The organism is Sphingomonas sp., from assembly GCF_017745215.1.
GTDB lineage: Bacteria > Pseudomonadota > Alphaproteobacteria > Sphingomonadales > Sphingomonadaceae > Sphingomonas.
Genome location: NZ_JAGHZV010000001.1, coordinates 89,173 through 112,940, shown reverse-complemented (window position 1 = coordinate 112,940; position 23,768 = coordinate 89,173). Strand labels below are relative to the sequence as shown.

The following is a 23,768-nucleotide window of genomic DNA, read 5'->3' as shown; positions in this document are numbered from 1 at the left end:
CTCTCTCCGCCCCCAGACAGGAGAGAACGATGACCGATGTCCGCGAAGTAACCGAGCGCATGTGGAAGAAGATGGCGGCCAGCCCCTTCCTCATGGTCAAGCTCGACGGCAGCGACGACCATGCCCAGCCGATGACCGCCAACCTCGACGACGAGGTCGAGGGGAAATTCTGGTTCTACACCCAGAAGGACAACCGCCTCGCCCGCGGCGGACCTGCGATGGCGCAATATGTCTCCAAGGATCACAAGATCTTCGCCTGCATCTCGGGCACGCTCGTCGAGGAGACCGACCCGGCGGTGATCGACCGCTACTGGTCCAACATGACCGAGGCATGGTTCAAGGGAGGGCGCAACGACCCCAACCTGATGATGCTGCGCTTCGAGCTCAGGGACGCCGAAATCTGGGAAGGCGACGAATCCGCGCTCGGCTTCTTCAAGATGCTGGTCGGCGCCAAGATCGACGGCAGCGAAGTCGGCCGCCACGTCGAGACCGCGCTGTAGGGCGCGCGGCGGGCGGAGAAATCCGCCCGCCTCTTCGCATGCAACGCTTCACCGGCGGCGATGCAGCGGCATCGCCTTGGCTGAGGACATCGCTGATGGAAGCCCCCCGGCGGACCCGTTCAGGTCGTTCGGCGCGCCTGCGGAAAATTGGTGATCTTCGAGAAACGGTCCGCGAGTCGCTGCGCCTTCTTGCTCTTGCGCACCAGAGGGGCAGTCGCGGCGACGGCCGGTCCGAAGTGTCGCGCACGCCAGCGCGGCCACCAGTCGAGTTCAGGATCGAGGCGCACAAGCAGGCGCATCATCGATTCCTGCGTACGCATCGCGGGCACCGAGGGCCCAGCGAGATCCTTGATCGGCATGGCACGATCTCCCTACGCAACAGACCGACCATAATAGCTCAACTCGCTGCTTGGTTCCACCCGTTGCGCTCCCGGCTTGACCCGCGCGCGGTGCCGGGCGATTCCCGCGGGGCATGAGCGGACCCAGCCTCGCCCACCGAATCCGCGTCGAGGCGCATGCCGTCTGGCTCGCCGCGCGCGACCGGCGCACGCCGATCGCGGCAAAGTTCGTCGGGCTGCTGATCGCGGCCTATGCGCTGTCGCCGATCGACCTGATCCCCGATTTCATTCCTGTACTCGGGCTGGTCGACGATGCCGTGCTGATCCCGCTCGGCATCTGGCTGTTCGAGCGGCTGGTGCCGAAGGACGTGATGGCCGAGCACCGCGCCGCCGCCGAGATCGCGGCGGAGCGGCCGGTGTCGCTCTGGGGAATCGCGATCGTCGCGGCGATCTGGCTGCTCGCGGCCTGGGCGGTGTGGTCGCTGGTCTCGGTGGATTGGGATTGAGGCGGGGCGCCCGGCCCCACCATAACCGTCAAAGCAGCTCGGGAGGGAGGGGCCTTGCCTCCTTAATCGTCATCCCGGCGAAAGCCGGGACCCAGGGTTACAGAAGGAATCGCTCGCGGCCCTGGGTCCCGGCTTTCGCCGGGATGACAGCTGTAGGAATGCCGAAACCCCTTCGGCAATTGATGACACACCCAAGTTCAGCATGACGGCTTCGAAAAGGGTCGGGAGAACCCTCACCCCCCGTGCGAGGCGATCCACTGCTCCACCACCGGCGCGATGCGCCCGCGCCACTTGGAGCCGTTGAAGATGCCGTAATGCCCCACGCCCTCGGCGAGCAGGTAGCGCTTGTCGGCTTCCGGAAGCGCTGTCGCGAGCGTCAGCGCTGCCTTGGTCTGGCCGATGCCTGAGATGTCGTCCCGCTCGCCTTCGATCGCGAGCAGCCCCACCTTGGTGATCGCCGCCGGATCGACTGCGCGCCCGCGGTGAGTCATCTCGCCCTTGGGCAGCGCGTGGCGCTGGAACACCGTGGCGATCGTCTGGAGGTAGAACTCCGCAGTCATGTCGCAGACCGAGCGATATTCCTCGTAGAAGGCCATCGTCGATTCGGCGCTCTCGTCGTCGCCGGCCACGAGATGCTTGAACATCTCCCAATGGCTGATCATGTGGTCGCCGAGGTTCATCGTCATGAAGCCGGCGAGCTGGAGGAAGCCCGGATAGACCTTGCGCCCCGCGCCCGGATAGGTCGCCGGTACCGTCGCGATGACATTCTGCTCGAACCAGGCGTGCGGCCGCTCGGTCGCGAGCGTGTTGACTGCGGTCGGCGCCTCGCGCGTGTCGATCGGGCCGCCCATCATGGTGAGCGTGCGCGGCAGCGCCGGGTGGTTGTCCGCGCTCATCAGCGCGACTGCGGCATAGCACGGCACCGACGGCTGGCAGACCGCGAGCATGTGCGCGCCCGGGCCGATATGCTCGAGGAAGCCGGTGATATAGTCGATATAGTCGTCGAGGTCGAAGCGGCCCGCGCTCAGCGGCGCCAGCTTCGCGTCGCGCCAGTCGGTGATGTAGACGTCGGCGCTCGACAGCATGCGCTCGACGGTGCCGCGCAGCAGCGTGGCATAGTGGCCGGACATCGGTGCCACGATCAGCAGCCTGGGGCCGCCCTCGACGCCCTTGCGCACGAAGTGGCGCAGCTGGCCGAAGGGCTTGCGCGCCTCGATCTGCTCCTGGACCTCGACCTCGCGGCCGTCGACGGTCACCTTGGTGATGCCGAACTCGGGCTTGCCGCGCGGCGCCGAGGCGTGCGCGAAGACTTCGAGCGCCGAGGCGAGCACCGAGCCGCCGCCGAAATAGGCGAAGGGATTGGAGGGATTGTTCAGCAGCCCCGCGCTGATGTTGGCGATGGCGCTGGCGCCGGCCAGCCAGGAACGCTGGATCTCATAGGCATCGTAGAGCATCGGTTTCCTTCCACCGTCACCCCCCTCGCACGGCGGCGGTCTGGGACATATAGCGCCCGCGTTGTGCGGCGCAACGCCGTAGCTCTACGTGGGGGTCCGGTAGTTCCCGATTTGGGTATGGCGATGCGAAGCCCCTGTTTCTTCGCGAGTCGCCGGGCGCGGGCCGCGCGACACGTCGCATTTCGGCACGAAATTGGCGGGGCGGGTATGCGTGCGGCGCACCATCGGCGCGGCGGCGTACCAGCATCTCGTTCCGGGCACGAATGGCCAGTTCCATCGCCCGCGCTTCCGCGCTAGGTCCGCCCCAGCCATGGCCGAAGAAGCACTGCCCGCGCCCGACGCGCCCGCGCCGCCCAAGCGCAAGCTCAGCAACCTGCTGGTGATCTGGAATTTCACCCGCCGCTATCCGCTGCACCTGACGCTCGCGACGCTCGCGCTCACCCTCTCCTCGGTCGCGACGCTCTACGTGCCCGCGATGTTCAAGCTGATCGCCGACAAGGGCTTCGCCGAGCACGCCGACCCGGGCACGATCAGCCGCTATTTCGAGCGCCTGCTGCTCGTCGTCGTCGTCCTCGCGCTGGCGACCGCGGTTCGCTTCTACTTCGTCTCCTGGATCGGCGAGCGCACTGTCGCCGACATGCGCCTCGCGGTGCAGCGCAACCTGCTGCGGCTGCCGCCCAAATGGTTCGAGGAGAACCGCCCCTCGGAGATCGCCTCGCGCCTCACCTCGGACACCGCGGTGGTCGAGCAGGTCGTCGGCAGCACTGTCTCGATCGCGCTCAGGAACCTGCTCACCGGCGCGGGCGGGGTCTTCTACATGTTCTGGCTCGACGCGCGGCTGGCGGTCTACCTCATCGTCGGCATCCCTGCCGCGGTGCTGCCGATCATGTGGCTCGGCGGCCGCGTCCGCCAGCTCTCGCGCAACAGCCAGGACAAGGTGGCGAGCATTGGATCGCTCGCGTCCGAGACCTTCAGCGCGATGCGCATCGTCCAGGCCTTCGGGCAGGAGAAGCGCGAGGCCGAGCGGTTCGACCAGGCCGTCGCGCAGACCTTCGCCGCGAGCCAGCGCCGCTTCTCGCTGCGCGCGGTGATGACTGCGCTGGTGATCTGGCTGCTGTTCACTGCGCTGGTGCTGATCGTCTGGGACGCCGTCGCGGGCGTGGCGCAGGGGCGGATCTCGGGCGGATCGGTGATCGCCTTCGTGATCACCGCGGGGCTCGTCGCGGGCTCGTTCGGCGCGCTCACCGAAGTCTATGGCGACCTGCTCCGCGCCTCGGGCGCCGCGAGCCGGCTCGCCGAGATGCTGCGCGAGGAGCCCGACATCGCGGCCCCGGCCAACCCCGTCGCGCTGCCCCAGCCGCCGCTCGGCTCGATCGCCTTCGACCAGGTGACCTTCCACTATCCCACGCGCCCCGAAGTCTCGGCCCTCGCCGACTTCTCGCTCGAGGTGCGCCCGGGCGAGACCGTCGCGGTGGTCGGCCCCTCGGGCGCGGGCAAGTCGACCTTGTTCCAGCTCGCCCAGCGCTTCTACGACCCCGAGCAGGGCGCGATCCGCGTCGACGGCGTCGACGTCCGCGCCGCCGACCCGGCCGAGGTCCGCGCGCGCATGGCGATCGTGCCGCAGGAGACAGTGATCTTCGCCGCCTCGGCGCGCGACAACCTGCGCTACGGCCGCTGGGACGCGCCCGACGACGCGATCTGGGCCGCCGCCGAGGCCGCCAATGCCGCCGAGTTCCTGCGCGACCTGCCGCAGGGGCTCGACACCTTCCTCGGCGAGGCAGGCGCGCGGCTCTCGGGCGGACAGCGCCAGCGCATCGCGATCGCGCGCGCGCTCCTCCGCGACGCGCCGATCCTGCTGCTCGACGAAGCCACGTCGGCGCTCGATGCCGAGAGCGAGCGCCTCGTCCAGGACGCGCTCGACCGGCTGATGGCGAACCGCACCACGCTGGTGATCGCGCACCGCCTCGCCACCGTGCGCGCGGCCGGGCGGATCATCGTGATGGACGAAGGCCGCATCGTCGAGACCGGCACCCACGCCGAACTCGTCGCGCGCGGCGGGCTCTACGCCCGGCTGGCGTCGCTCCAGTTCAACGAAGCCGCATAGCCAGCCGCCGGCCGAGCATCCCGCCCCAATACCAGACCGAGAGCGACGCGATCAGCCCGATCAGCGGCGGCGCCATGTAGAGCGTCGCCTGCGGGCCCCACCAGCTGAGGAAGGGCGTATCCATCGCCAGGCTGTTGTAGATCGAATTGCCGATCTGGTGGAGCAACAGCCCGCCCAGCAGCGTGGTCGTCACGATCCGATCCGGCCGCCAGGCGCCGAGCGCCACCGCGAACGGCAAGGGCAGCAGCAGCGACGGCGCCAGTCCTTCGCGCACGCTCCATATCAGCAGCTCGCGGTTGTGCATCGCGAACACCGTGAACAGCTGCGTGTCGATCCAATAGAGCAGCAGCGGCAGCGCCACCAGCACCAGCAGATAGACCGCATTCTCGCGCAGGTTCCACACCATCGTCGCCTCCATGCAACCGATTGCCCACCCCAGCCGCCCGCTCTCGAGCAGCGCATATTCCTGTGCCATCGCCTCGGCCCAGTCGGCCTTGCCCGGCGCGGGCCGTGCGGCGACGCATCGCATCAGCCAGTCGGCCAGGGGAGTCGCGTTCATCGCAGCGCCTCCCGAAGCACCGCTGGCGAACCGGGCTGCGCAACCTCGCGCAACGCCGTCCGGCCGGCGGCGGTGATGCGATAGGCGTGGCGCCGCGGTCGCCCGGGCATCTCCGAGTCCTGCCAGCTGCTCTCGAGCAGGCCGCGCTCCGCGAGCCGCACGAGGATCGGATAGAGGCTGCCGGACTTGAGCCCCGTGGCGCGGGCGATTTCCAGGCCATAGGTCCATTCGCCACCCGCTCGGGCAAGCAGCTCGAGCACGATCAGCGTCTGGGGCGAGAATCGACGGGAAGCGCGTGGCATGTGTTAACTCTACATATGTAGAATTTATCGTCAAGCGACCACCCGGGTCGCTATGCCAACCGGTTTGGTGTCGGATCCCCGCGCTCGGCGATCAGCTCGCGCCGCACCGCCTCGCGGCACTCCGCAAGCGTCGCGGCGAGCGTCTCCACCGATCCCCTGCCCTCGTCGGACAGTGCCTGGAGGATCGCCGCGTCGGACTCGACCACGCTGCGCCGCGCCAGTTCGGCGGAATGGAGCCCCAGCGCCTCGCCCAGCGTCCGGAGCGACCGCGCGCGCAGGCGGAACTCGAAGTCCATCAGCCGCGCGGACTCGACCTCTTCCTTCTTCAGCAGCGCGCGCCGCAAGTCCCAGACCATCGCCTTCTCCGTAGCGCGACGGTCATAGAACCGGATCGCTGCGCGGGATATCCGCCGCGAGCGATGCAAGGGCGGCGGGCAAGCGCCGCCCCTTCCCCTTCTCCGTCGATCAGCGCAACGAGCGGAAGGCGTTGCGCAGCTCCGAGGCGAAAAAGTCTGGCTGCTCCCAGGCGGCGAAATGCCCGCCCTTGGGCAGCCGGTTGTAGTAGATCAGCTTGGGATAGGCCTTTTCCGCCCAGCTGCGCGGCGCCGAATAGAGCTCGTCGGGATAGATGCTGAGCGCCACCGGGATCTGGATCCCCTTGGGCGCGAAGAACGCCAGCTTGCTCTCCCAATAGAGCCGCGCCGAGGAGACCGCGGTGTTGGTCAGCCAGTAGAGCGTGATGTTGTCGAGGATGTCGTCGCGCGTCAGCCCTTCCGGCTGGCCGTCGAACACGCGCGCGATCAGCTCGTAGCTGCGCTCGTCATGGTCGATCATCCAGGCGGCGAGACCCACCGGCGAATCCGCGATCGCATAGAGCGTCTGCGGGCGGTTCGCCATTTCCTGCGCATAGCCGAGGCCGTGCTTGTAGAAATAGTCGAGCTGGTCCCACGCCGCCTTCTCCTCGGCCGAGAGCCCGGCGGGCGCCGGCTGGCCGAACTGGAGCGCGGTCGACACCGCGTCGGGCAAGGTCGCCGGCATGTTGGTGTGGATGCCGATCAGCCCCGGCGGCTGGAGCAGCGCCATCTGCTCGGTCACCGCATTGCCCCAGTCGCCGCCCTGCGCGACGTAGCGCGTGTAGCCGAGCCGCTGCATCAGCACGACCCAGGCGCGCGCGACGCGCTGCGGGTCCCAGCCGGTCGCGCCCGGCTTCTCCGAGAAGCCGTAGCCGGGGAGCGAGGGGATGATCACGTCGAACGCGTCAGCCTCGGTGCCGCCGTGCGCCATGGGGTTGGTGAGCAGGTCGATGATCTTGATCTGCTCGAGGATCGATCCCGGCCAGCCATGGGTGATGATCACCGGCAGCGCGCCCTTCACCTTCGAGCGGACGTGGATGAAGTGGATGTTGAGCCCGTCGATCCGGGTGGTGAACTGCGGCAGCGCGTTCAGCCGCGCCTCGGCCTTGCGCCAGTCATAGTCCTTGCTGCCCCAATAGGCCGCGAGCTTCTGGAGCGTCGCGAGCTGGACGCCCTGGCTGGGATCGCTCACCGTCTCGCGCTCGGGCCATTTGGTCGCGCGGATGCGGCTACGGAGGTCGGCGAGCGCTTCGTCGGGGGCGTGGAAGCTGAAGGGGCGGATCGCGCTGTCGTCGTCGGGCTGGCCGAGCGTCGCGGAATCGGCGCCGAGCGGGATCGCCGGCGTGCTCGCGCCGGGCTGGTGCCGCGTCGCGGTGGTGCCTGAGCGCTCGGCGGTGGCCGCGCCGTGACCGGTTTCGCCGCCGGGCGCCGCGAAGGCCTGGGCGGGGACGTAGAAGGCAACCGTGGCGGCGAGCAGACCGACCAGCTTCCTGGCATTGCGTGTGTTCATCCCATCGTTCCTTCCTGTTGGCGGGCGACTGGGGGAACGGCCGTCCGCATCCGTGGACCGAGACGCACGTCACTGGCTCGAACATCGAGACCGGCGGCATCGGGCGGGCGGGAGTCGCGCTGTCTGGATCGATGGCTGCCCGATGCCCGCGGGATGTCGCCGCCGCCGGTCTTAGCAGCCTGGCTTGCAAGCGGAGGCGGCCATTGGGCTGGCGCGACCATATCTAGGGATAGGCTTGTGAATCCCACCGCCGAAGAACGCCGCTTCGCCAACAGCGCGACTCGGCGTTGTGAAATTTAGAATTTCGGGTATGCCCTCTCCAACCACGGGAGAGGGGCCGCAATGGCTGAGTTCGACATCATCGTCTATGGCGCCACCGGCTATACCGGCCGCCTCGTCGCCGAATATCTCGCCGCGACCTATCCGGGCGGCCTGAAGTGGGCGATGGCGGGGCGCTCGCTCACCAAGCTCCAGCAGGTCCGCGACGAGATCGGCGCGCCCGCCGACATCCCCCTGCTCACTGCTAATGCCGACGATCCCGCCGCGCTGCTCGCGCTCGTGGGGCGAACGCGCTGCGTCATCACCACCGTCGGGCCGTACCAGCTCTACGGCGAGCCGATCCTTGCCGCCTGCGTCGAAGCGGGCACCGGCTATGTCGACCTCTGCGGCGAGCCGGCGTGGATGCGCCAGATGATCGACAAATACGACGCCGCGGCCAGGGCGAGCGGCGCGCGGATCGTCTTCTCCTGCGGCTTCGATTCGATCCCCTTCGACCTCGGCGTCTGGGTGGCCGAACAGGCGGCGATCGAGCGGTTCGGCGCGCCGGCGCCGCGCGTCCGCGGCCGGATCAAGCAGATGAAGGGCACCTTCTCGGGCGGCACCGCGGCGAGCGCCAAGGCGAGCATGGCCGCGGCGGCGCGCGATCCCTCGATCCTCAAGCTGCTGCTCGATCCCTTCGCGCTCACGCCGGGCTTCGCCGGCCCGCACCAGCCCAATGGCGCGCTGCCCCATTATGACGAGGCAGTCGGCGCCTGGGTCGCGCCCTTCGTGATGGCGGTGATCAACACCAAGAACGTCCATCGCACCAATGCGCTGGCCGGCCATCCCTATGGCACCGACTTCCAGTATGACGAGATGATGATCGCCCCGGGCCTGGGCGAGCTCGGCAAGGCCGCGGCGGAAGCGATCGCCAGGCTGCCCCAGATCGGCCAGGGCGACGGCGGCCCCAAGCCGGGCGAAGGCCCGACCAAGGAAGAGCGCGAGGCGGGGCTCTACGAGATTCTCTTCGTCGCCGAGATGCCCGACGGCAAGCGCGTGACTGCTACCGTCACCGGCGATCGCGACCCGGGCTATGGTTCGACGAGCAAGATGATCGCCGAGGCGGCGCTCTGCCTGGTCGAGGAGGTCTCGGGGCCGGGCGGGGTGTTCACCCCGGGTGCGATCATGGCGCCGCCGCTGGTGAAGCGGCTCGAGGCCAAGGCGGGGCTGCGTTTCTCGGTCGAGTGATCAGGCCGGATCGGCCTTGGGGAGCGCGATGCCAGGCGACGACGCCGGAGACTCCGTCGGCGAAACGGCGTCCGGACAGCCCGGCTTGCAATGTAGGATTTCGCCTGCTTGGCTGGCGCGGCTGGAACAATCCGGCCGCTCTTTGAACCTGGCAGCAATCAGGCACTGGAATCCCGGCGACGGGTTGTGACTCTTGTGACTCTTGGGCCGTCGAGCACGCAGCGACTCGGCAACGCCGGCCGAACTTCGATCGACCCTAGCGGTAGAACAACACCAGGATCACCGCCATCGCCACGCTGACCGCGATCAGCACCGGCACCATGATTCGCCGGCGCCGCTCCTCCTCGGCCCTCAGCGCGTCGAGGTCTAGCCAGTAGCGTCCCTCGCCCGCCTGGCGCACCACGCCGGAGCGAAGCATCCGGTCGAACACGCGCTGCTCGACGAAGCGCTGCGGCTGATAGGCGACCGCATCCTCGGCGCCGATCGCATGCGTCGCGTGAAAATAGGCGATGATCTGCCGGCGAGCCCGCGCGGCACCGGCTGCTGCGGCGGCGGTCGCCATCGCTTATTTCGCCTTGGGCGGGCAGGCGCGGAGCACTTGGCCCTTCGTCAGGCTCGCGCCGCGATCGAGCGTGTCGATCCGAAGGCCATTGGCCTTGAAGAAGTCGCTGTTGTCGCTTCCGCCGCAGAAGCCGCCGAGGAAGGACTGGACCGCCTCATCGCGCGACAGGCCGCTCCAGCCCTGGGTCGCGTCGACGGTGACGACGAGCACGTCGCTCTCGGCGGCGACCGCATGGATCTTGATCCCGCCCTCGAACATCTGGCCGACCAGCGGCTGCATCCCCTGCGCCACGGCCTGGGTGGGCGTCTGGTTGGCGTCCTGCGCCAGCGCGACAGCAGGCGTGAGCAGGAGCGCGAGCGGCGCGAGCAAGCGAATCAACGACATTTGAACTCCCCCGAGAACCATGGCGCCAGCATGCGGCCGGCGCCGGGCGGCGTCAAATCACTTGCGGCCCTGATGGCGGATGTTCGCCGGGCGGCCACGGCGCTTGATCACGCGCTTGGGCCCCTTGGGGCCGCGCGGGCGGGGACTGCCGCCGGCGCTGCCCTTGCCGTCGGGCAGTTCGAAACGGAGCGCGCCCGAGACCGGATTGGCCTCGACCAGCCTGAGCTCGAGCCGCTGGCCCAGCGCGAACTCCTCGCCGCTCGCTTCGCCGACCAGCCGCTGGCCCGCTTCGTCGTAGCGGAAATATTCGGTGCCGAGGTCGCGCGCGGGCACCAGCCCGTCGCCGCCGACGCCGTCCACCGTCGCGAAGAAGCCGAAGCTCTGCACGCCGGTGATCCGCGCCGGCATCACCTGGCCGACATGGTCCGACAGATAGGCGGCGACATAGCGGTCGACGGTCTCGCGTTCGGCCTCCATCGCGCGGCGTTCGAGGCTCGAGATCGACTCGCCGATCCGCTCCATCGAGCCGGCCTCCTCGGCGGTGAGCCCGCCGGAGCCGAGCTTGTACGCCTCGGTGAGCGCACGGTGGACGACGAGGTCGGCGTAGCGCCGGATCGGCGAGGTGAAGTGCGCATAGCTGCCGAGCGCCAGCCCGAAATGGCCGGCGTTCTGGGGGCCGTAGTAGGCCTGGGTCTGGGTCCGCAGCACCTGCTGCATCACCTCCTCGCGGTAGTCGGCCTCGCCGACGCGCTTGAGGATGTGGTTGAAGGTCGCGGGGCGGATCACCTGGCCCAGCGCGAACTCGACGCCAAAGGTCTTGAGATAGTCCCTGAGCGCCGCGAGCTTCTCGCGCGCGGGCGGCTCGTGGATGCGGTACATCACCGGCGCCTTCTTCGATTCCAGCGCCTTGGCCGCGGCGACGTTGGCCGCGATCATGTAATCCTCGATCAGCTTGTGCGCGTCGAGCCGCTCGCGCGGGGCGACCGAGAGGATGCGTCCCCTCTCGTCGAGCACCACGCGGCGTTCGGGAAGGTCGAGGTCGAGCGGCTCGCGCTTGGCACGCGCGGCGCTCAGCGCTTCCCAGCAGCCCCAGAGCGGCAGCAGCGCGGTGCGCACCAACTCGGGATCGACCGGCGGCGCGCCCAGGTCGCGCTCGTCGAGCGAGCAGGGCGACGAAGCGACGTCGGTGCGCGGCTCGCGGACCCGCTCGATCGCCGCTTGCGCATCTTCATAGGCGATGTTCGCCGCGACGCGGATCACCGCGCGCGTGAAGCGCCAGCTCTTGAGCTCGCCTTTGGCCGAGACCTGGAGATGACAGACCAGCGCCGCGCGGTCCTGCCCTTCCTTCAGCGAGCAGACGTCGGCCGAGAGCAGCTCGGGCAGCATCGGCACGACGCGGTCGGGGAAATAGACCGAATTGCCGCGCCGCCGTGCCTCGCGGTCGAGCGCCGAGCCGGGGCGGACGTAGAAGCTCACGTCGGCGATCGCGACGATCGCCTTCCAGCCGCCGGGATTCCTGGCGTCGTCGTCGGGCGCGGCCCAGACGGCGTCGTCATGGTCGCGCGCGTCGGCGGGATCGATCGCGACGATCGGCAAGTGGCGAAGGTCCTCGCGGTCCATGCCGAGCGGCTGCTTGGCGACCTGCTTCGCTTCGTCGATCGTGTCGTCCGAAAAGACGTCGGGGATGCCGTGCTTGTGGATCGCGATCAGCGAGAAGCTGCGCGGCGCGAAGGGATCGCCGAGCCGTTCGGTGACCTTGGCGGTGATCCGCGGCGGGCGGCCGGTCTTCTCGGCGAGGACGAGGTCGCCCGGCTCGGCGCCGCCTGCATCCGAGACGAGGAAGTCGCGCCGCTCCTTCTTCTCGACGCCCTTGAGCCAGAGCTTGCCGCCCTCGGCATGGAGCACGCCGAGCATCAGCGCCTCGCCGCGCGCGAGCTTCTTCATGGGATGGGCGATCCAGCCCTTCCCCGCCTCCTCGGTGCGCGCGAGGATGCGGTCGCCCGGCGCCAGCGTCGAGCGCTTGCCGCGCTCGCGGACGCGCAGCCTAGGCACGGGGACGCCCTCGGCCTCCCAGCGCTCGGGCACCGCCCAGACGGTGTCGCCGTCGGCATCGGTGACGCGGAGCACGGTGACCTTGGGGAGCCCGCCCATCTTGTGGAAGGCGCGGCCGGGGGCGCTGTCGATCAGGCCTTCGTCGGCCATGTCCTTGAGCAGCGCCTTGAGCGCGATCTTCTCCTGGCCGTGGAGCCCGAAGGCGCGCGCAATCTCGCGCTTGCCGGCCGGAGTGTCTGCGTTGGTGATGAAATCGATGATCTGCTGCCGCGTGGGCAGCCCTGCTTGCTGTTTTGCTTTTGTCATTGGGCCCCGAGATAGGGATAAATTGCGTCCAATCCAACTCCATCTCGTGGCGAGCCTGCAACGATTCGCATATAAGGCGCGGGGACAAAGGCGGCGCTCGAGGGGGAGTGCGATGCAGGTTTCCAGACGATCGCTGATCGGGGCGGGCAGCACGCTCGCGCTGACGGCAATGCTTCCGGCGCGAGGCCGGGCGGCGGATTGCGAACCGCCGTGCACACCCGACGAAGCGCTCGACAAGCTTCGGAAAGGAAACGACTATTTCGCCAACAACGCGAAGCCGCGCGACTATGACATGAGCGACACGCGCCGCCGGACGATCGCGGTGAAGCAGACGCCCTTCGCGGCGATCCTCTGCTGCTCGGACAGCCGCGCCGCGCCCGAGCAGGTCTTCCAGGCCGGGCTCGGCGAACTGTTCGTCGTGCGCAACGCCGGCACCACCGTCGCCAACCCGCAGGCGCTCGGCAGCCTCGAATATGCCGTGGGCAACGTCTGCGTGCCGCTGATCGTCGTGCTCGGCCACACCAGATGCGGCGCGGCCGAAGCGGCGACGGGAATCGCCGAGACCGGCAAGCCGCTTCCGGGCAGCCTGGAAGGCATGGTGCTGCCGCTCGTTTCCGCCGCTGTCTGGACGCGTACGCGCCGCGGCAGCGCCACCTGGACCGACGCCACCACGATCGAGAACGTCTTCCGGGTGACCGACACTCTCAAGGACCCGAACCAGCCGGTGCTCCATCCCAAGCTGGAGGACGGTCACCTCAAGATCGTGCCGGCGATCTACGACCTAGAGACGGGCAAGGTGAACTGGGCGCCGCAACGCGCGAGCTGAGCTTCCGCAACGCCGGGGCGCCCGCTATGCCGTGCAGGTGGCGTACGACCTCCTGATCATCGGCGGCGGGATCAACGGCTGCGCGATCGCACGCGAGGCAGCGCTGAACGGCCTGAAGGTGCTGCTCGTCGAGAAGGACGACCTCGCCAGCCACACCAGCTCGGCCTCGACCAAGCTGATCCACGGCGGGCTGCGCTATCTTGAGACCTTTGAGTTCCGCCTGGTGCGCGAGGCGTTGCACGAGCGCGAGCGGATGCTCGCGGCGGCACCGCACCTGATCCGCCCGCTCACCTTCGTGCTGCCGCATGCGCATGCGCTGAGGCCCTGGTGGATGGTGCGCGCGGGACTGCTGCTCTACGACCTGCTCGCCGGCAGATCCTCGCTGCCGCGCTCGCGGGGCCTGCGCGCGAGCGATATGGCGTTCGCCGATCCGCTGTCGGGCGATCATCGCGGCTTCGTCTATTCGGACGCCCGGGTCGACGATGCGCGGCTGACGCTGGCGAACGCGCTCGACGCCGCCGCGAACGGGGCGGAAATCGCGACGCGGACCGAATTGCTGTCGGCGCGCCGCGAAAACGGGCTCTGGCGTGCCGAATTGTCCGACGGACGCGCGGTCGAGGCGCGCGCGCTGGCCAACGCCGCCGGCCCGTGGGTGCGAATTATTCTCGATAAGCTCGAAGTTGCGACTCGTTCGCAAGTCCGTCTGGTGAAAGGCAGCCACATCGTGGTGCCGCGGCTGTTCGACAGCGACCATGCCTATATCTTCCAGCAGCCGGACAGAAGGATCGTGTTTGCAATCCCTTATGAGGACGGATTCACCGAGATCGGCACCACCGACATCGCGGTCGAACACCCCGAAGATGCGAACTGTTCGCAAGAGGAAGTCGATTATCTCTGCGCTGCTGCGAACCGTTATTTCGTGCGCCAGGTCGCGCCCGACGACGTCGCCTGGCGCTGGTCGGGCGTGCGCCCGCTGCACGACGACGGCTCCGCCAAGGCGCAATCGGTGACGCGCGACTATCTGCTCGAAGTCGATCATGCGGGCCCACCGCTGCTCTCGGTGTTCGGCGGCAAGATCACCACGGCGCGCGCACTCGCCGAGGAAGCAATTGAGAAGATTGGACCTTTACTCAGCGTCGAACCGACGCCGCGCACCCGCGCACGCGTCTTCCCCGGTGGCGCGATCGCGGACTTCGAGGCCTTTCTCCGCGAAATCGAGGCGCGCTGGCCCTTCCTTGGCGCGGCGCGCGCGCGGCGGATGGCGCACGCCTATGGCGACCGGCTCGGCGAGATGCTCGAAAGCGTCGAGGATGAAGCGGGCCTCGGCGCGGACCTGGGCGCGGGCCTGACCGAGCTCGAAGTCCGCTGGATGCGCGACCGCGAATGGGCTCGCGATGCTGAGGACGTGCTCTGGCGGCGCAGCAAGCTGGGGCTCCACGGCGCGGATGCCAGGAAGGTTAGCGCCGCGCTTGCCGTTAACGACGGCGTTTAAGCGAGCTGTAAGTCTTTGATGTTCAACTTGCCCCCAGGATTGGGGGTAGGATGGCGACCAGATTGACGGCCTATCGCACCGTCGCACCCGCTTCGATCGAGTTGCGCGGCGCCCCGCGGCGGCTGGTGCTGCTCAAGTCCGCGACGGTGCAGCGCCGCGGCGGCCGCGCGACCTCGGCCCAGCTCCACGACGTCTCGGTCTATGGCTGCCGGCTGATCTGCCGCGCGCGCCATGACGAAGGCACGAATCTCTGGCTGAGCTTCGAAGGCGAGGTCGCCGTTCCCGCCACCGTGGTGTGGAACGACGGCGAGCAGATCGGCTGCCGCTTCGCCGAACCGATTTCACGCGAGCTGATGCGCGAGCTCACCCGCCTGCCGAGTTAGCCTCGGCTTCGATCAGGTTGAACGCTGGAGCATGCAAGCCCCTCCCCTGAAGGGGAGGGGCTAACGAAGTGAGAGGATGGCCGGGCGCACTCGCCGGATCACGGCGGGGCGCCCGGCCCGGGCAAATTTCAGAAGCTGGTCCAGTCGTCCGCCGCGGGCGGCGTCAGCGCAGTCACCGCCGCGGTCGGCAGCGGGCGAACCGCGCGCGCCGAAAGGTCGGGCAGCTTGGCAGCCCGCGGCGCAGGCGCGGGCGAAGCGCGGCGCTGGGCGTTGCCGACGCGGAACTGGCCGGCCTCGCTGTCGAGCTGCTGCGCCTCGTCGGTGAGATTGCGCGCGGCCGCCGAAGTCTCCTCGACCATCGCAGCGTTCTGCTGCGTCGACTGGTCCATTGTCGTGACGGTGGTGTTGAGCTCGGAGATCGCGGTCGACTGTGCCTGGTTGTCGCTCGCCATCCGCTCGAGCAGCGCATGGACCTCGTCGACGTTCGACGAGATGTCGGCGAAGGCGCCGTCGACGTTGCGCACGGCTTCCACCGCGCTGACGATGTCGGCCTGGGTGACGGTGAGCTGGTCGCGGGCGCGCTTCGATTCCTCCTCGGCGCGCATCGCGAGTGCCGAGACAAGGTCGGCGACGACCGCGAAGCCGCGGCCCGCCTCGCCGGCGCGACCAGCCTCGACCGCGGCGTTCATCGCAAGCACGCGCGTCTGGAACGCGATCTTGTCGAGGCCCTCGATCACCGCATCGATGCCTTCGGCGCTCGCCGAGACGCGGCTCATCGAGTCGACGGCCTCTCCGGCGAGCGAGCGGCCGGTGCCGACCACTGAGATGGTGCGGTCCGCACGCTCGACCGTGGTGGCCGAGGCGCGCGCGGTCGCCTTGATGCGCTCGTCGATCTCGCGCAGCGCATTGGCGGCGCGCTCGAGGTTCGAGGCATTGGTCTCGGTGCGGCGCGCGAGGTCCTCGCTGGCCTGGGCGATCTCGCTCGAGCCCTGGCGAATGTTGCCCGCGCGCTCGGTGACCGATCCGATCAGGTCGCGCAGGCTGGTCGCCGCGTCGTTGAAGTCGCTCTTGAGCCGCGCGAAGGGGCCCGACATCTCGGCATCGATCCGCGCGGTGAGGTCACCGCCGGCGAGCTGGCCGAGCGCGGCGCCGAAGCCGGTGACGATCTGCTGCACCTGCGCCTGCTTGGCGGCCTCGGCCGCGGCGAGCTGGTCGCGGAAGGCGAGCATCGCCTTGGCCATGTCGCCGAGCTCGTCGCCGCGATCGGCGCCGGTGACGTCGGCGTTGAGGTCGCCGCTGCCGAGCTTGCGCATCGTGCCGGCGAGCGATTCGATCGGCTGGATCACGCGGCTGCGCACGAGGCGGATCAGCGTGACGGTGCCCGCGATGCCCGCGAGCAGCGTGACCAGCAGCAGGCCCATCGCGATGCGGCCGATCAGCTCGGCCTGCGCCGTCGACTTCTCGGCGTTGCTGGTGATGGCGTCGGTGGCTTCGGCCATCGACGTCTCGAGCGTGCGGAAGACCGCGAAGAATTCGTTGAGGTGGCTCTTGGCGGCGATCGGGTCCTGCCAGATCTGCTCCATGATCGCCTTGGCGCCGTCGGCATAGCCGTTCATCGGCTCGACGAGCTTGGACGTCACCGCTGCGACTTCGGCCGAGCCGGTATACTCGCCGTCGGCCGCGATGCGCTTGCGCAGCGTGTCGAGATGCTCCTTGAAATCGGCTTCGACGTCGGCGCGCTTGATCCCGCTCGCGGGGTCCTGCGCCTGGAAGGCGGCGAGCACGTCGCTGCGGATCGCATCGTGCATCATGTCGGCTTCTTCGTGGTTGGCGAGCAGCGCGCTCGCCTTGCTCTGGCCGTTGAGCGCCGAGCTCTGGAGCCAGGCCGCGCCGATGCCGGTGAGGCCGCACAGCAGCATCAGCCCAAGCAGCGCGAAGCTGGCGACCCGGCTGGCGCGATTGAGCGACACGTCTTTGCCGGCGCCTTGGATCGATCCGAGAGTCATTGTACGCGAGTTCCCTACTGCCGGGAGGTCCGCCACCGGGCCTCTCCGCTCGCTGCATTATAGGATGCGGCAAATGCGCTCCGTGCAACGACGGAGCGTTTAATGTTCCGGCGCCGCAACGCCGGAAACCCCTGGCTTCCGAACCGCTCCGGGCAAGTCACGGAAAGCAAAGGACGTTCGTTGCGCAGCCGAAAGTCGTGCATCCGCGCCGCGACGCAAAACCGATGGTGAATCCACCGCTAACCATGGCGGCCTTCTATGAAGCGAAGACCATAGTCAGGGTGTTTACCATGCGTATCTGTCGCATCATTGCCGTTTCGCTGCTCGGCTTCGTCGCGTCGCCGGCGCTCGCCGAGGACGACGACAAGCCGATCGAGCTCGCCGCGGTCGAGACGATGGACGCGATCGCCACGAGCGCCCCGGCCGGCAAGGCGCGCGCCTATTGGCTCAACAACCTCGACCTCACCGCCGACGCCGACCTCGACAAGCTCGCCGGCTGGCAGGGCGGCAGCGTGCACGTCTATGTGCTCGACAATGTCGGCGGCCGCCCGAACGACACCGCCGCGACGCTGCAGGGTATCGACAACATCGAAGTCGCGCATGCGCACCTCCGCCTGTTCGAGGCGTGGGTGGAGCAGAAGATCGGCCGCACGAGCGTGCGCGTGGGACTCTACGATCTCAACAGCGAATTCTATTCGAACGACAGCGCCGGGCTGCTGATCGCGCCGGCGTTCGGCGTGGGATCGGAGATTGCCGCGACAGGGCCCAACGGCCCCTCGATCTTTCCGTCGACCGCGCTTGCGGTGCGCGTCGACACCCAGGTCGGCAAGGCGGGCTACGTCCGCGCCGCCCTGCTCGGCGCCAAGGCGGGGACGCTCGGCGATCCCGGCGGGGTCGACTTCCACTTCCGCAACGGCGGGCTCGCGATCGTCGAGGCCGGCTTCCAGGGCGACGCCGGCAAGCTCGGCGTCGGCGGCTGGACCTACACCGACCGCCAGGACGACGTCCGCGAGGTCGACGGCTTGGGCGATCCGATCCAGCGCCACGCGCACGGCGCCTATCTGATCGCCGAGAAGCCGCTCAACGACCCCGACAAGCCGCGCGCCGCCGCCGCCTTCGTCCGGCTCGGCATCTCGGATGGCCAGACCACGCCGTTCAAGGGCGGCTGGCAGGCGGGCGTGCTCGTCACCAAGCTGTGGGAGAGCCGGCCGGACAGCCAGCTCTCCTTCGGCATGAACCAGGGCTATGTCGCCTCGGGGTATCGCGCGAACCTGCGGGATGGCGGCGTGCGTGCGGCGCGGGCCGAGACGGCGTTCGAGCTGACCTATTCGGACAAGCCGGCCAAGTGGCTGACGCTCCAGCCCGACCTCCAGCTCGTCCTCGCCCCCGGCGGCGATCGCGGCGCGCGGCCGATGGTCGCGGGCGGCATCCGCATCACGATCGAGCCCTGACTTCTTTCCGCGGACGTGGTTTAATCCGCTTCGGGACCGATTCCGTGGCGACCGGAGTTTATTCCCACTGATTTAGTGTATATTATCCGACGCGACCCCGATTCTCGCCCGGAGACACGATGACTCGCTCGACCCCGCTCAACGTCAGCACGGCCCAGGTCATCGCCGTGGGGGTGATCTGCAGCTGGCTGCTGATCGGCTATGCCGCGCTGCTGGTCTACAGCGTCGCGGTCAACGGCCGGCTCGATGCCTCGCTCTGGCAGTTCGACCTGGTGACGCTCCTCCCCTTCGCCGCGGCGGGCTTCCTCGCGCAGCTGATCGACGGGTCGCTCGGCATGGGGTTCGGCGTGATCTCCAACGCGGTGATGCTGCTGCTCGGCCAGCCCCCCGCGGTCGCGACGAGCAGCGTCCATACGGCCGAGGGCTTCGCCAGCGGCGCCTCGGCGGCGAGCCACATCTGGTACCGCAACGTCGACTGGCGACTGTTCGCCAAGCTGGTGTTGCCCGGCATCCTGGGCGGCGCGATCGGCGTGACGATCATCACCGTGGCGGACGCGGCGTTCACGCGCCCGATCGTGCTCGCCTATCTCGGGCTGATCGGCGTGGCGCTGATCTGGCGCGGGCGGCGGCGCGCGCGCTCGGAGGCAGCGCCGCGGCTGGTGCAGCCGCTCGGCTTTATCGGCGGGCTGCTCGACGCGGCGGGCGGCGGCGCCTGGGGGCCGATCGTCACCGGAAACCTGCTGATCCAGGGGACCAATCCCGCCAAGGTGGTCGGCACCGTTGACGTGAGCGAGTTCTTTGTGACGGTCGCGGTCTCGCTGATGTTCATCGCGACGATGGGCGCGCTCGCCTTCACCACCGCGACGCTGGGGTTGCTGCTGGGCGGCGTCGCCGCGGCGCCGCTCGGCGCGCTGCTCGCGCGGCGCGTGCCGTCGCGGCTGCTCTCGGGCGCGGCGGGGACGCTGCTGCTCGGCATCGCGATCGTCGCGCTGACGCGGGGCCTGCCGGTCAGCTGAGCTCGACGAAGCGCCGGCCCGTCGGCTTGAGCGACGCGCAGGCGGGCGTTCCGTCCTTGGCGGTGCCGTTCACAACCGTCTCGATGACGCCCCCGCGCATCGCGCGATCGAGCAGGTCCTGCGCGATGTCATGGATGTCGATCTTCATCCGCCGCGACCAGGGCGAGGCCGCATCGCCCGCCGACTGGCCGATGCGGATATAGACGAATCGCCGCTCGGACCCTTCGCGCCGCACCTGGTCGCCGAAGAACTTCGGCCCTGGCCCGATGCGGACCGGAAACTCGAACGCCAGCGGCTCGCCCGCCTTCGAGCGCTTCGGGTCGAGCGGCGCGTCGTCCTTCGACTGGAGGCTGTGGAGCACGCCGGGCACCGGCTGCTCGATGACGATCCTCAGCTTGATCTCGGTCTGATCGGTCCGGGGCATGGCTCACCAGCGATAGTTGAAGCTCACGCTCACGCGCTTCGCCTTGGCCTCGCCCGGCGGAACCTCGTGGCGGAGCCAGCTCTCCCAGAGCAGCACCGTCCCCGGCTCGGGCGAGACTTCGACGAAGGGCTGGAGATGCTCGGGTGCGTCCAGCCGGCGCGTCGGCGCGGCCATCATCATCGCGAGCCGCGGGTCCTCGAGCTTGAGCCCGCGCGAACCCGCCGGCAGCGCGACATAGAGCGTGCCCGAGACGACGCTGTGCGGATGGATATGCCCGCTGTGTCCGCCCTTGCCGTCGAGCACATTGACCCACAGGCTGTCTAGCTTGAGCTTCCTGCCGGCGAGATCGAAGGCGCAGGCCTCGGCGAAACGCGCGACGTGCCTGTCGAGCAGCCGCTTGAGATCGGCGAACGCCGGGTCGCGCACGGCCAAGTCGTCCAGCGAGGCATAGCTCGTATAGCCGCGATAGCCGTTCGCCTTGCACCAGCGCCGCCCGGCGAGGTCGTCCTCGGCGAGCTGGAGGCACGAGGCCTCGAGCTCGCCGATCAGATCGTCATCACCCAGCGGCTCCTGGTAGACCAGCGACGCGAACAGGCTGCGGACCGGCATCGGCTCAATCGGGCTCAATAGGAGCGCGCGACGAGGATCCGCTCGACCGCGGGCCGCCCGGTGAAGAGGCACGCGCCTTCCGCCGGCGCCGCATCGTTCGGCACGTTGCGGAACGTGAGCTTGTGCGCCTTCAGCCGCTCGACCACCTGGTCGAGCTCCGCGCCGCTCGGCTTGGCCCAATTGACTTCGACCCAGCCCGGGAACTTCACGCGCTCGTCGAACAGCGCCGCCAGCGCGTCGAACTCGGTGACGCCGGTGGTGATGTTCGCGCGCATCCGCTCGCTCGCCTCGAGGAACAGCGACTGCTGGATGCTCTCGAGGATCGCCGCGGCTTCGAGCACGAAGTCGGCGCGCGGCTGGATGCTGCTGTCGAGCTTGCCGTCCTCACGATAGAGCCGGTCGCGGCGGATCACCGAGACGTTGCCGCCCGCGACGTCGCGCCCGCCGACCTCGATCACGATCGGCGCTCCCTTCTTGATCCAGCCCCAGCGCTTGTTGGTCGACTTGATCGCCTTGAGGTCGAGCAACGCGCGCACCGGCTCGCCCAGCGCTGTGAGCCTGGCCAGCTCGGCCTGGAGCGACTTGCAATAGTCGACGATCGCTTCGTCCTCGGGCTGGTCGCGCAGCATCGGCACGATCACCACCTGCCAGGGCGCGATCCGCGGCGGCACGCGCAGGCCATCGTCGTCGCCGTGCGTCATGATCAGCCCGCCGATCATCCGCGTCGACATGCCCCAGCTCGTGGTCTGGGCGAGTTCCAGCTCGCCCTGGGCATTCTGGAAGCGGATGTTCTGCGCCTGGCTGAAGGTGGTGCCGAGGAAGTGCGAGGTGCCCGCCTGCAGCGCCTTGCCGTCCTGCATCATCGCTTCGATCGAATAGGTCGAGACCGCGCCGGGGAAGCGCTCGTTCTCGGGCTTCTCGCCCGCGATCACCGGCATGGCGACGCATTCCTCGGCGAACTCGCGATAGACTTCGAGCATGCGCATCGTCTCGACCCGCGCCTCCTCGACGCTGGCATGCGCGGTATGGCCCTCCTGCCAGAGGAATTCGGCGGTGCGCAGGAACATCCGCGTGCGCATCTCCCAGCGCACGACGTTCGCCCATTGGTTGATCAGCACCGGCAGGTCGCGCCAGCTCTGCACCCAGCGCGAGAAGGCCGCGCCGATCACCGTCTCCGAGGTGGGACGCACGACCAGCGGCTCCTCGAGCTTCGCTTCGGGATCGGGAACCAGCTTGCCGTCCTTCTGGATCAGCCGGTGGTGCGTGACGACCGCCATCTCCTTGGCGAAGCCGTCGACATGCTCGGCCTCCTTCTCGAAATAGGACAGCGGGATGAACAGCGGAAAATAGCAATTCTCGTGGCCCGTGGCCCTGATGCGGTCATCGAGCAGGCGCTGGATGCGCTCCCAGATGCCATAGCCCCACGGCCGGATGACCATGCAGCCGCGCACGCCGCTCTCCTCGGCCATGTCGGCCTCCGAGATCACGGCCTGATACCATTGCGCGAAATCCTGGTCACGCGTGACGCTGAGGGCATGTTTGATCATGGCCGCGCGATTAGCGTCCGCGCCCCGGGCGAGCAAGGATTGCCATTCCCAAGCGCCCGCGGCACGACTAACCTGTTCTGACTATTGGGGGGAAAGACAATGGCGGCACGTGGCGAAGATCCGGCGTGGTTGTTCTGGCTGTCGCTCGTCGGCCTGCTGGCGCTGATCGGCGGGGTGATCGCGGCGGCGCCGATGATCGCCAAGCTCGCGCCCGCACCGCCCTCGCCCGAAGTGCGCGTCGAGAAGATGCTGCTCGAGGACGGCGAGAGCGGAGACGTCTACCGCACCGTCAAGCGGACCTTCCCCGAGGATTTCAGCCAGATCGTGATGGTCGCCGCCAATGCGCTGCGCCAGGGCACGCCCGAGCCGATGCTGGCCCCGGTGATCCGCCAGGCGCTCGCCCAGGCCGAGGCACGGCACCGCGCGCAGCTGATGCAGGCGCCGCACGATCCGCTCGCGGCATTCCGCGCCGCCGAAATCCGGCTGGTCCAATATTTCCACGAGAAGGACCCGGAGCTCTGCGCGCGCTATGTCGCGACCGGCCGGGTGACCATCACCGACCGCACCGACCTTTCGACCGACGCGCTTGACGATATGCGGATCGCTGCCTGGGAGGCCTATGCCGCGGGTCGCGACAAGCCCGCCGGCCGCGTGATCCGCGAGCCCGACATGAGCGTCTGGCGCACCATCGCCAAGTCGATGCAAAGCGAGGGCGTCTCCGAAGCCGAAGTCGACGCGCTGCTCTCGGGCCGCGGCTTCGCGATGCTCCCTGAGATGGCGCAGTGCCAGACGGGGATCGAATTCTTCCGCGCGATCCAGAAGCTGCCGCCCGACCGGTCGGACGCGGTGTCGGCGTTCCTCCTCTCGCGCAACGGCACCGAATAGGCGGAAGCGGTTCGATGGAGCAACGCGGCGATCCCGCCTGGCTGTTCTGGCTCTCGTTCGCGGGGCTGCTCGCGCTGCTCGCGGGCATGGTCGCCGCGGCGCCGATGCTCGCGCGGATGATGCCGCAGGAGCAAGTCCAGGTTCCCGAGCCGGTGCCCGCCCCTCCGGTCCCCGAGGGCGAGCAGATCCCCTTGTCGACCCCGTTCGATCGCGTCGTGCTGACCCAGGCGCCGCACACCGAGCTCGCCCGCTATCGCGACGCCGAGATCGCGCTGGTCGAGCGGCTGCAGACGGCTTCGATCCCGGACTGCGCCTCTTACGTGACCGAGCGGCCATCCGACCCGATCTTCGAGGATGCCGAGGCGACGAAGCGGCTCGAGGCGCTGCAGGCGCAGTATCGGATCGCCATCGCCGCCGGCCATGACCACCCCGCCCAGCGGCGCTTCGGCGCCGTCGACGGGCCCGACGCGACCGCCTTCGACGAAGCGATGCTCGCCGAAGGGATGAGCGACCGCGACCTCGCCTTCCTCAACCGGATCGACGGGATGCCGCCCGCCCGGCAATGCGATCTCGGGCTCAAGCGGCTGCGTGCGCTCCGCCGCCTGCCCGAAGCGGTGGGCGACCATGTCTACGCCAGTCTCCTGATGGGAAATATCTAGCCGGGCCAAGGTTGTGCTGCCGGGCGCAACCGCC

The 23,768-nt window shown here is 68.8% G+C and carries 24 protein-coding genes; 11 read left to right on the top strand and 13 right to left on the bottom strand.

Annotation, left to right across the window (positions count from 1 at the left end; translation table 11 throughout):
- Window positions 1–29 precede the first annotated feature (29 nt).
- On the top strand, window positions 30–500 hold the full coding sequence (locus J7495_RS00610) for a pyridoxamine 5'-phosphate oxidase family protein (RefSeq protein ID WP_294054125.1): 471 nt from the start codon (window positions 30–32) through the stop codon (window positions 498–500).
- 119 nt (window positions 501–619) lie between these two features.
- On the opposite strand, the gene J7495_RS00605 is transcribed toward J7495_RS00610, so the two are convergent.
- Window positions 620–859 carry a hypothetical protein gene (locus tag J7495_RS00605; protein WP_294054124.1) on the bottom strand — a complete coding sequence of 80 codons (240 nt, stop codon included), beginning with the start codon at window positions 857–859 and terminating at the stop codon, window positions 620–622.
- Between the two features lie 113 nt (window positions 860–972).
- Here J7495_RS00605 and J7495_RS00600 point away from each other — a divergent pair, with 113 nt between their 5' ends.
- Window positions 973–1,344: a YkvA family protein gene (locus J7495_RS00600; RefSeq protein ID WP_294054123.1), complete on the top strand. Its 372-nt coding sequence runs from the start codon at window positions 973–975 to the stop codon at window positions 1,342–1,344.
- Window positions 1,345–1,577: 233 nt separating this feature from the next.
- Here J7495_RS00600 and phaZ read toward each other — a convergent pair whose 3' ends face one another.
- The gene (gene phaZ / locus J7495_RS00595; protein WP_294054122.1) at window positions 1,578–2,798 is read right to left on the bottom strand and encodes a polyhydroxyalkanoate depolymerase; all 1,221 of its coding nucleotides are present in this window, start codon (window positions 2,796–2,798) and stop codon (window positions 1,578–1,580) included.
- A gap of 310 nt (window positions 2,799–3,108) precedes the next feature.
- Here phaZ and J7495_RS00590 point away from each other — a divergent pair, with 310 nt between their 5' ends.
- Window positions 3,109–4,902 carry an ABC transporter transmembrane domain-containing protein gene (locus J7495_RS00590; protein ID WP_294054121.1) on the top strand — a complete coding sequence of 598 codons (1,794 nt, stop codon included), beginning with the start codon at window positions 3,109–3,111 and terminating at the stop codon, window positions 4,900–4,902.
- Here the strand turns inward: J7495_RS00590 and J7495_RS00585 are convergent.
- The 4 genes from J7495_RS00585 to J7495_RS00570 form a co-directional block, all read right to left on the bottom strand.
- Entirely contained in the window at window positions 4,886–5,461 is a 576-nt protein-coding gene (locus J7495_RS00585) for a hypothetical protein (RefSeq protein WP_294054120.1), read from the bottom strand. The two genes, J7495_RS00590 and J7495_RS00585, sit on opposite strands and share 17 nt — an antisense overlap.
- Window positions 5,458–5,763 carry a helix-turn-helix transcriptional regulator gene (locus tag J7495_RS00580; protein ID WP_294054119.1) on the bottom strand — a complete coding sequence of 102 codons (306 nt, stop codon included), beginning with the start codon at window positions 5,761–5,763 and terminating at the stop codon, window positions 5,458–5,460. Before J7495_RS00580 ends, J7495_RS00585 begins: the two co-directional genes overlap by 4 nt.
- Before the next feature lie 50 nt (window positions 5,764–5,813).
- Window positions 5,814–6,119, bottom strand: a complete 306-nt coding sequence (locus J7495_RS00575; protein WP_294054118.1) for a hypothetical protein — start codon at window positions 6,117–6,119, stop codon at window positions 5,814–5,816.
- A 109-nt stretch (window positions 6,120–6,228) separates the two neighbouring features.
- Window positions 6,229–7,626 (bottom strand): epoxide hydrolase family protein, encoded by a 1,398-nt coding sequence (locus J7495_RS00570; protein WP_294054117.1) that lies wholly within the window; start codon window positions 7,624–7,626, stop codon window positions 6,229–6,231.
- A 342-nt stretch (window positions 7,627–7,968) separates the two neighbouring features.
- On the opposite strand from J7495_RS00570, the gene J7495_RS00565 reads away from it, so the two are divergent.
- Window positions 7,969–9,132 carry a saccharopine dehydrogenase NADP-binding domain-containing protein gene (locus J7495_RS00565; protein WP_294054116.1) on the top strand — a complete coding sequence of 388 codons (1,164 nt, stop codon included), beginning with the start codon at window positions 7,969–7,971 and terminating at the stop codon, window positions 9,130–9,132.
- 256 nt (window positions 9,133–9,388) lie between these two features.
- On the opposite strand, the gene J7495_RS00560 is transcribed toward J7495_RS00565, so the two are convergent.
- Genes J7495_RS00560 through rnr form a run of 3 tightly spaced genes read right to left on the bottom strand, consistent with a single transcriptional unit; the run spans window position 9,389 to window position 12,436 of the window.
- Window positions 9,389–9,694, bottom strand: a complete 306-nt coding sequence (locus J7495_RS00560) for a hypothetical protein (protein WP_294054115.1) — start codon at window positions 9,692–9,694, stop codon at window positions 9,389–9,391.
- A 3-nt stretch (window positions 9,695–9,697) separates the two neighbouring features.
- Window positions 9,698–10,078 carry a hypothetical protein gene (locus J7495_RS00555; protein WP_294054114.1) on the bottom strand — a complete coding sequence of 127 codons (381 nt, stop codon included), beginning with the start codon at window positions 10,076–10,078 and terminating at the stop codon, window positions 9,698–9,700.
- Window positions 10,079–10,135: 57 nt separating this feature from the next.
- Window positions 10,136–12,436, bottom strand: a complete 2,301-nt coding sequence (rnr, locus tag J7495_RS00550; protein ID WP_294054113.1) for a ribonuclease R — start codon at window positions 12,434–12,436, stop codon at window positions 10,136–10,138.
- Between the two features lie 112 nt (window positions 12,437–12,548).
- Between rnr and J7495_RS00545 the strand changes: the two genes are divergently transcribed.
- Genes J7495_RS00545 through J7495_RS00535 form a run of 3 tightly spaced genes read left to right on the top strand, consistent with a single transcriptional unit; the run spans window position 12,549 to window position 15,137 of the window.
- Entirely contained in the window at window positions 12,549–13,262 is a 714-nt protein-coding gene (locus J7495_RS00545) for a carbonic anhydrase (protein WP_294054112.1), read from the top strand.
- Between the two features lie 37 nt (window positions 13,263–13,299).
- Window positions 13,300–14,754, top strand: a complete 1,455-nt coding sequence (gene glpD / locus J7495_RS00540) for a glycerol-3-phosphate dehydrogenase (protein WP_294054111.1) — start codon at window positions 13,300–13,302, stop codon at window positions 14,752–14,754.
- A gap of 50 nt (window positions 14,755–14,804) precedes the next feature.
- The gene (locus J7495_RS00535; RefSeq protein ID WP_294054110.1) at window positions 14,805–15,137 is read left to right on the top strand and encodes a PilZ domain-containing protein; all 333 of its coding nucleotides are present in this window, start codon (window positions 14,805–14,807) and stop codon (window positions 15,135–15,137) included.
- Window positions 15,138–15,265: 128 nt separating this feature from the next.
- Here the strand turns inward: J7495_RS00535 and J7495_RS00530 are convergent, their stop codons facing one another.
- The gene (locus J7495_RS00530; protein WP_294054109.1) at window positions 15,266–17,107 is read right to left on the bottom strand and encodes a HAMP domain-containing methyl-accepting chemotaxis protein; all 1,842 of its coding nucleotides are present in this window, start codon (window positions 17,105–17,107) and stop codon (window positions 15,266–15,268) included.
- Between the two features lie 326 nt (window positions 17,108–17,433).
- Here J7495_RS00530 and J7495_RS00525 point away from each other — a divergent pair, with 326 nt between their 5' ends.
- Together J7495_RS00525 and J7495_RS00520 are read left to right on the top strand one after the other, a co-directional pair.
- Window positions 17,434–18,594, top strand: a complete 1,161-nt coding sequence (locus J7495_RS00525; RefSeq protein WP_294054108.1) for a carbohydrate porin — start codon at window positions 17,434–17,436, stop codon at window positions 18,592–18,594.
- Between the two features lie 119 nt (window positions 18,595–18,713).
- Window positions 18,714–19,610 (top strand): sulfite exporter TauE/SafE family protein, encoded by an 897-nt coding sequence (locus tag J7495_RS00520; protein ID WP_294054107.1) that lies wholly within the window; start codon window positions 18,714–18,716, stop codon window positions 19,608–19,610.
- Here J7495_RS00520 and J7495_RS00515 read toward each other — a convergent pair.
- From J7495_RS00515 to proS, 3 genes are read right to left on the bottom strand one after another with little or no spacing between them, the layout of a single operon-like run.
- Entirely contained in the window at window positions 19,603–20,034 is a 432-nt protein-coding gene (locus tag J7495_RS00515; protein WP_294054106.1) for a DUF5990 family protein, read from the bottom strand. The two genes, J7495_RS00520 and J7495_RS00515, sit on opposite strands and share 8 nt — an antisense overlap.
- A gap of 3 nt (window positions 20,035–20,037) precedes the next feature.
- Window positions 20,038–20,643: a TIGR02466 family protein gene (locus J7495_RS00510; protein WP_294054105.1), complete on the bottom strand. Its 606-nt coding sequence runs from the start codon at window positions 20,641–20,643 to the stop codon at window positions 20,038–20,040.
- A gap of 14 nt (window positions 20,644–20,657) precedes the next feature.
- Window positions 20,658–22,190, bottom strand: a complete 1,533-nt coding sequence (gene proS, locus J7495_RS00505) for a proline--tRNA ligase (RefSeq protein ID WP_294054104.1) — start codon at window positions 22,188–22,190, stop codon at window positions 20,658–20,660.
- Window positions 22,191–22,289: 99 nt separating this feature from the next.
- Here proS and J7495_RS00500 point away from each other — a divergent pair, with 99 nt between their 5' ends.
- Together J7495_RS00500 and J7495_RS00495 are read left to right on the top strand one after the other, a co-directional pair.
- On the top strand, window positions 22,290–23,075 hold the full coding sequence (locus J7495_RS00500; RefSeq protein ID WP_294054103.1) for a hypothetical protein: 786 nt from the start codon (window positions 22,290–22,292) through the stop codon (window positions 23,073–23,075).
- A 14-nt stretch (window positions 23,076–23,089) separates the two neighbouring features.
- Entirely contained in the window at window positions 23,090–23,734 is a 645-nt protein-coding gene (locus J7495_RS00495) for a hypothetical protein (protein WP_294054102.1), read from the top strand.
- The last annotated feature ends 34 nt before the right edge of the window (window positions 23,735–23,768 follow it).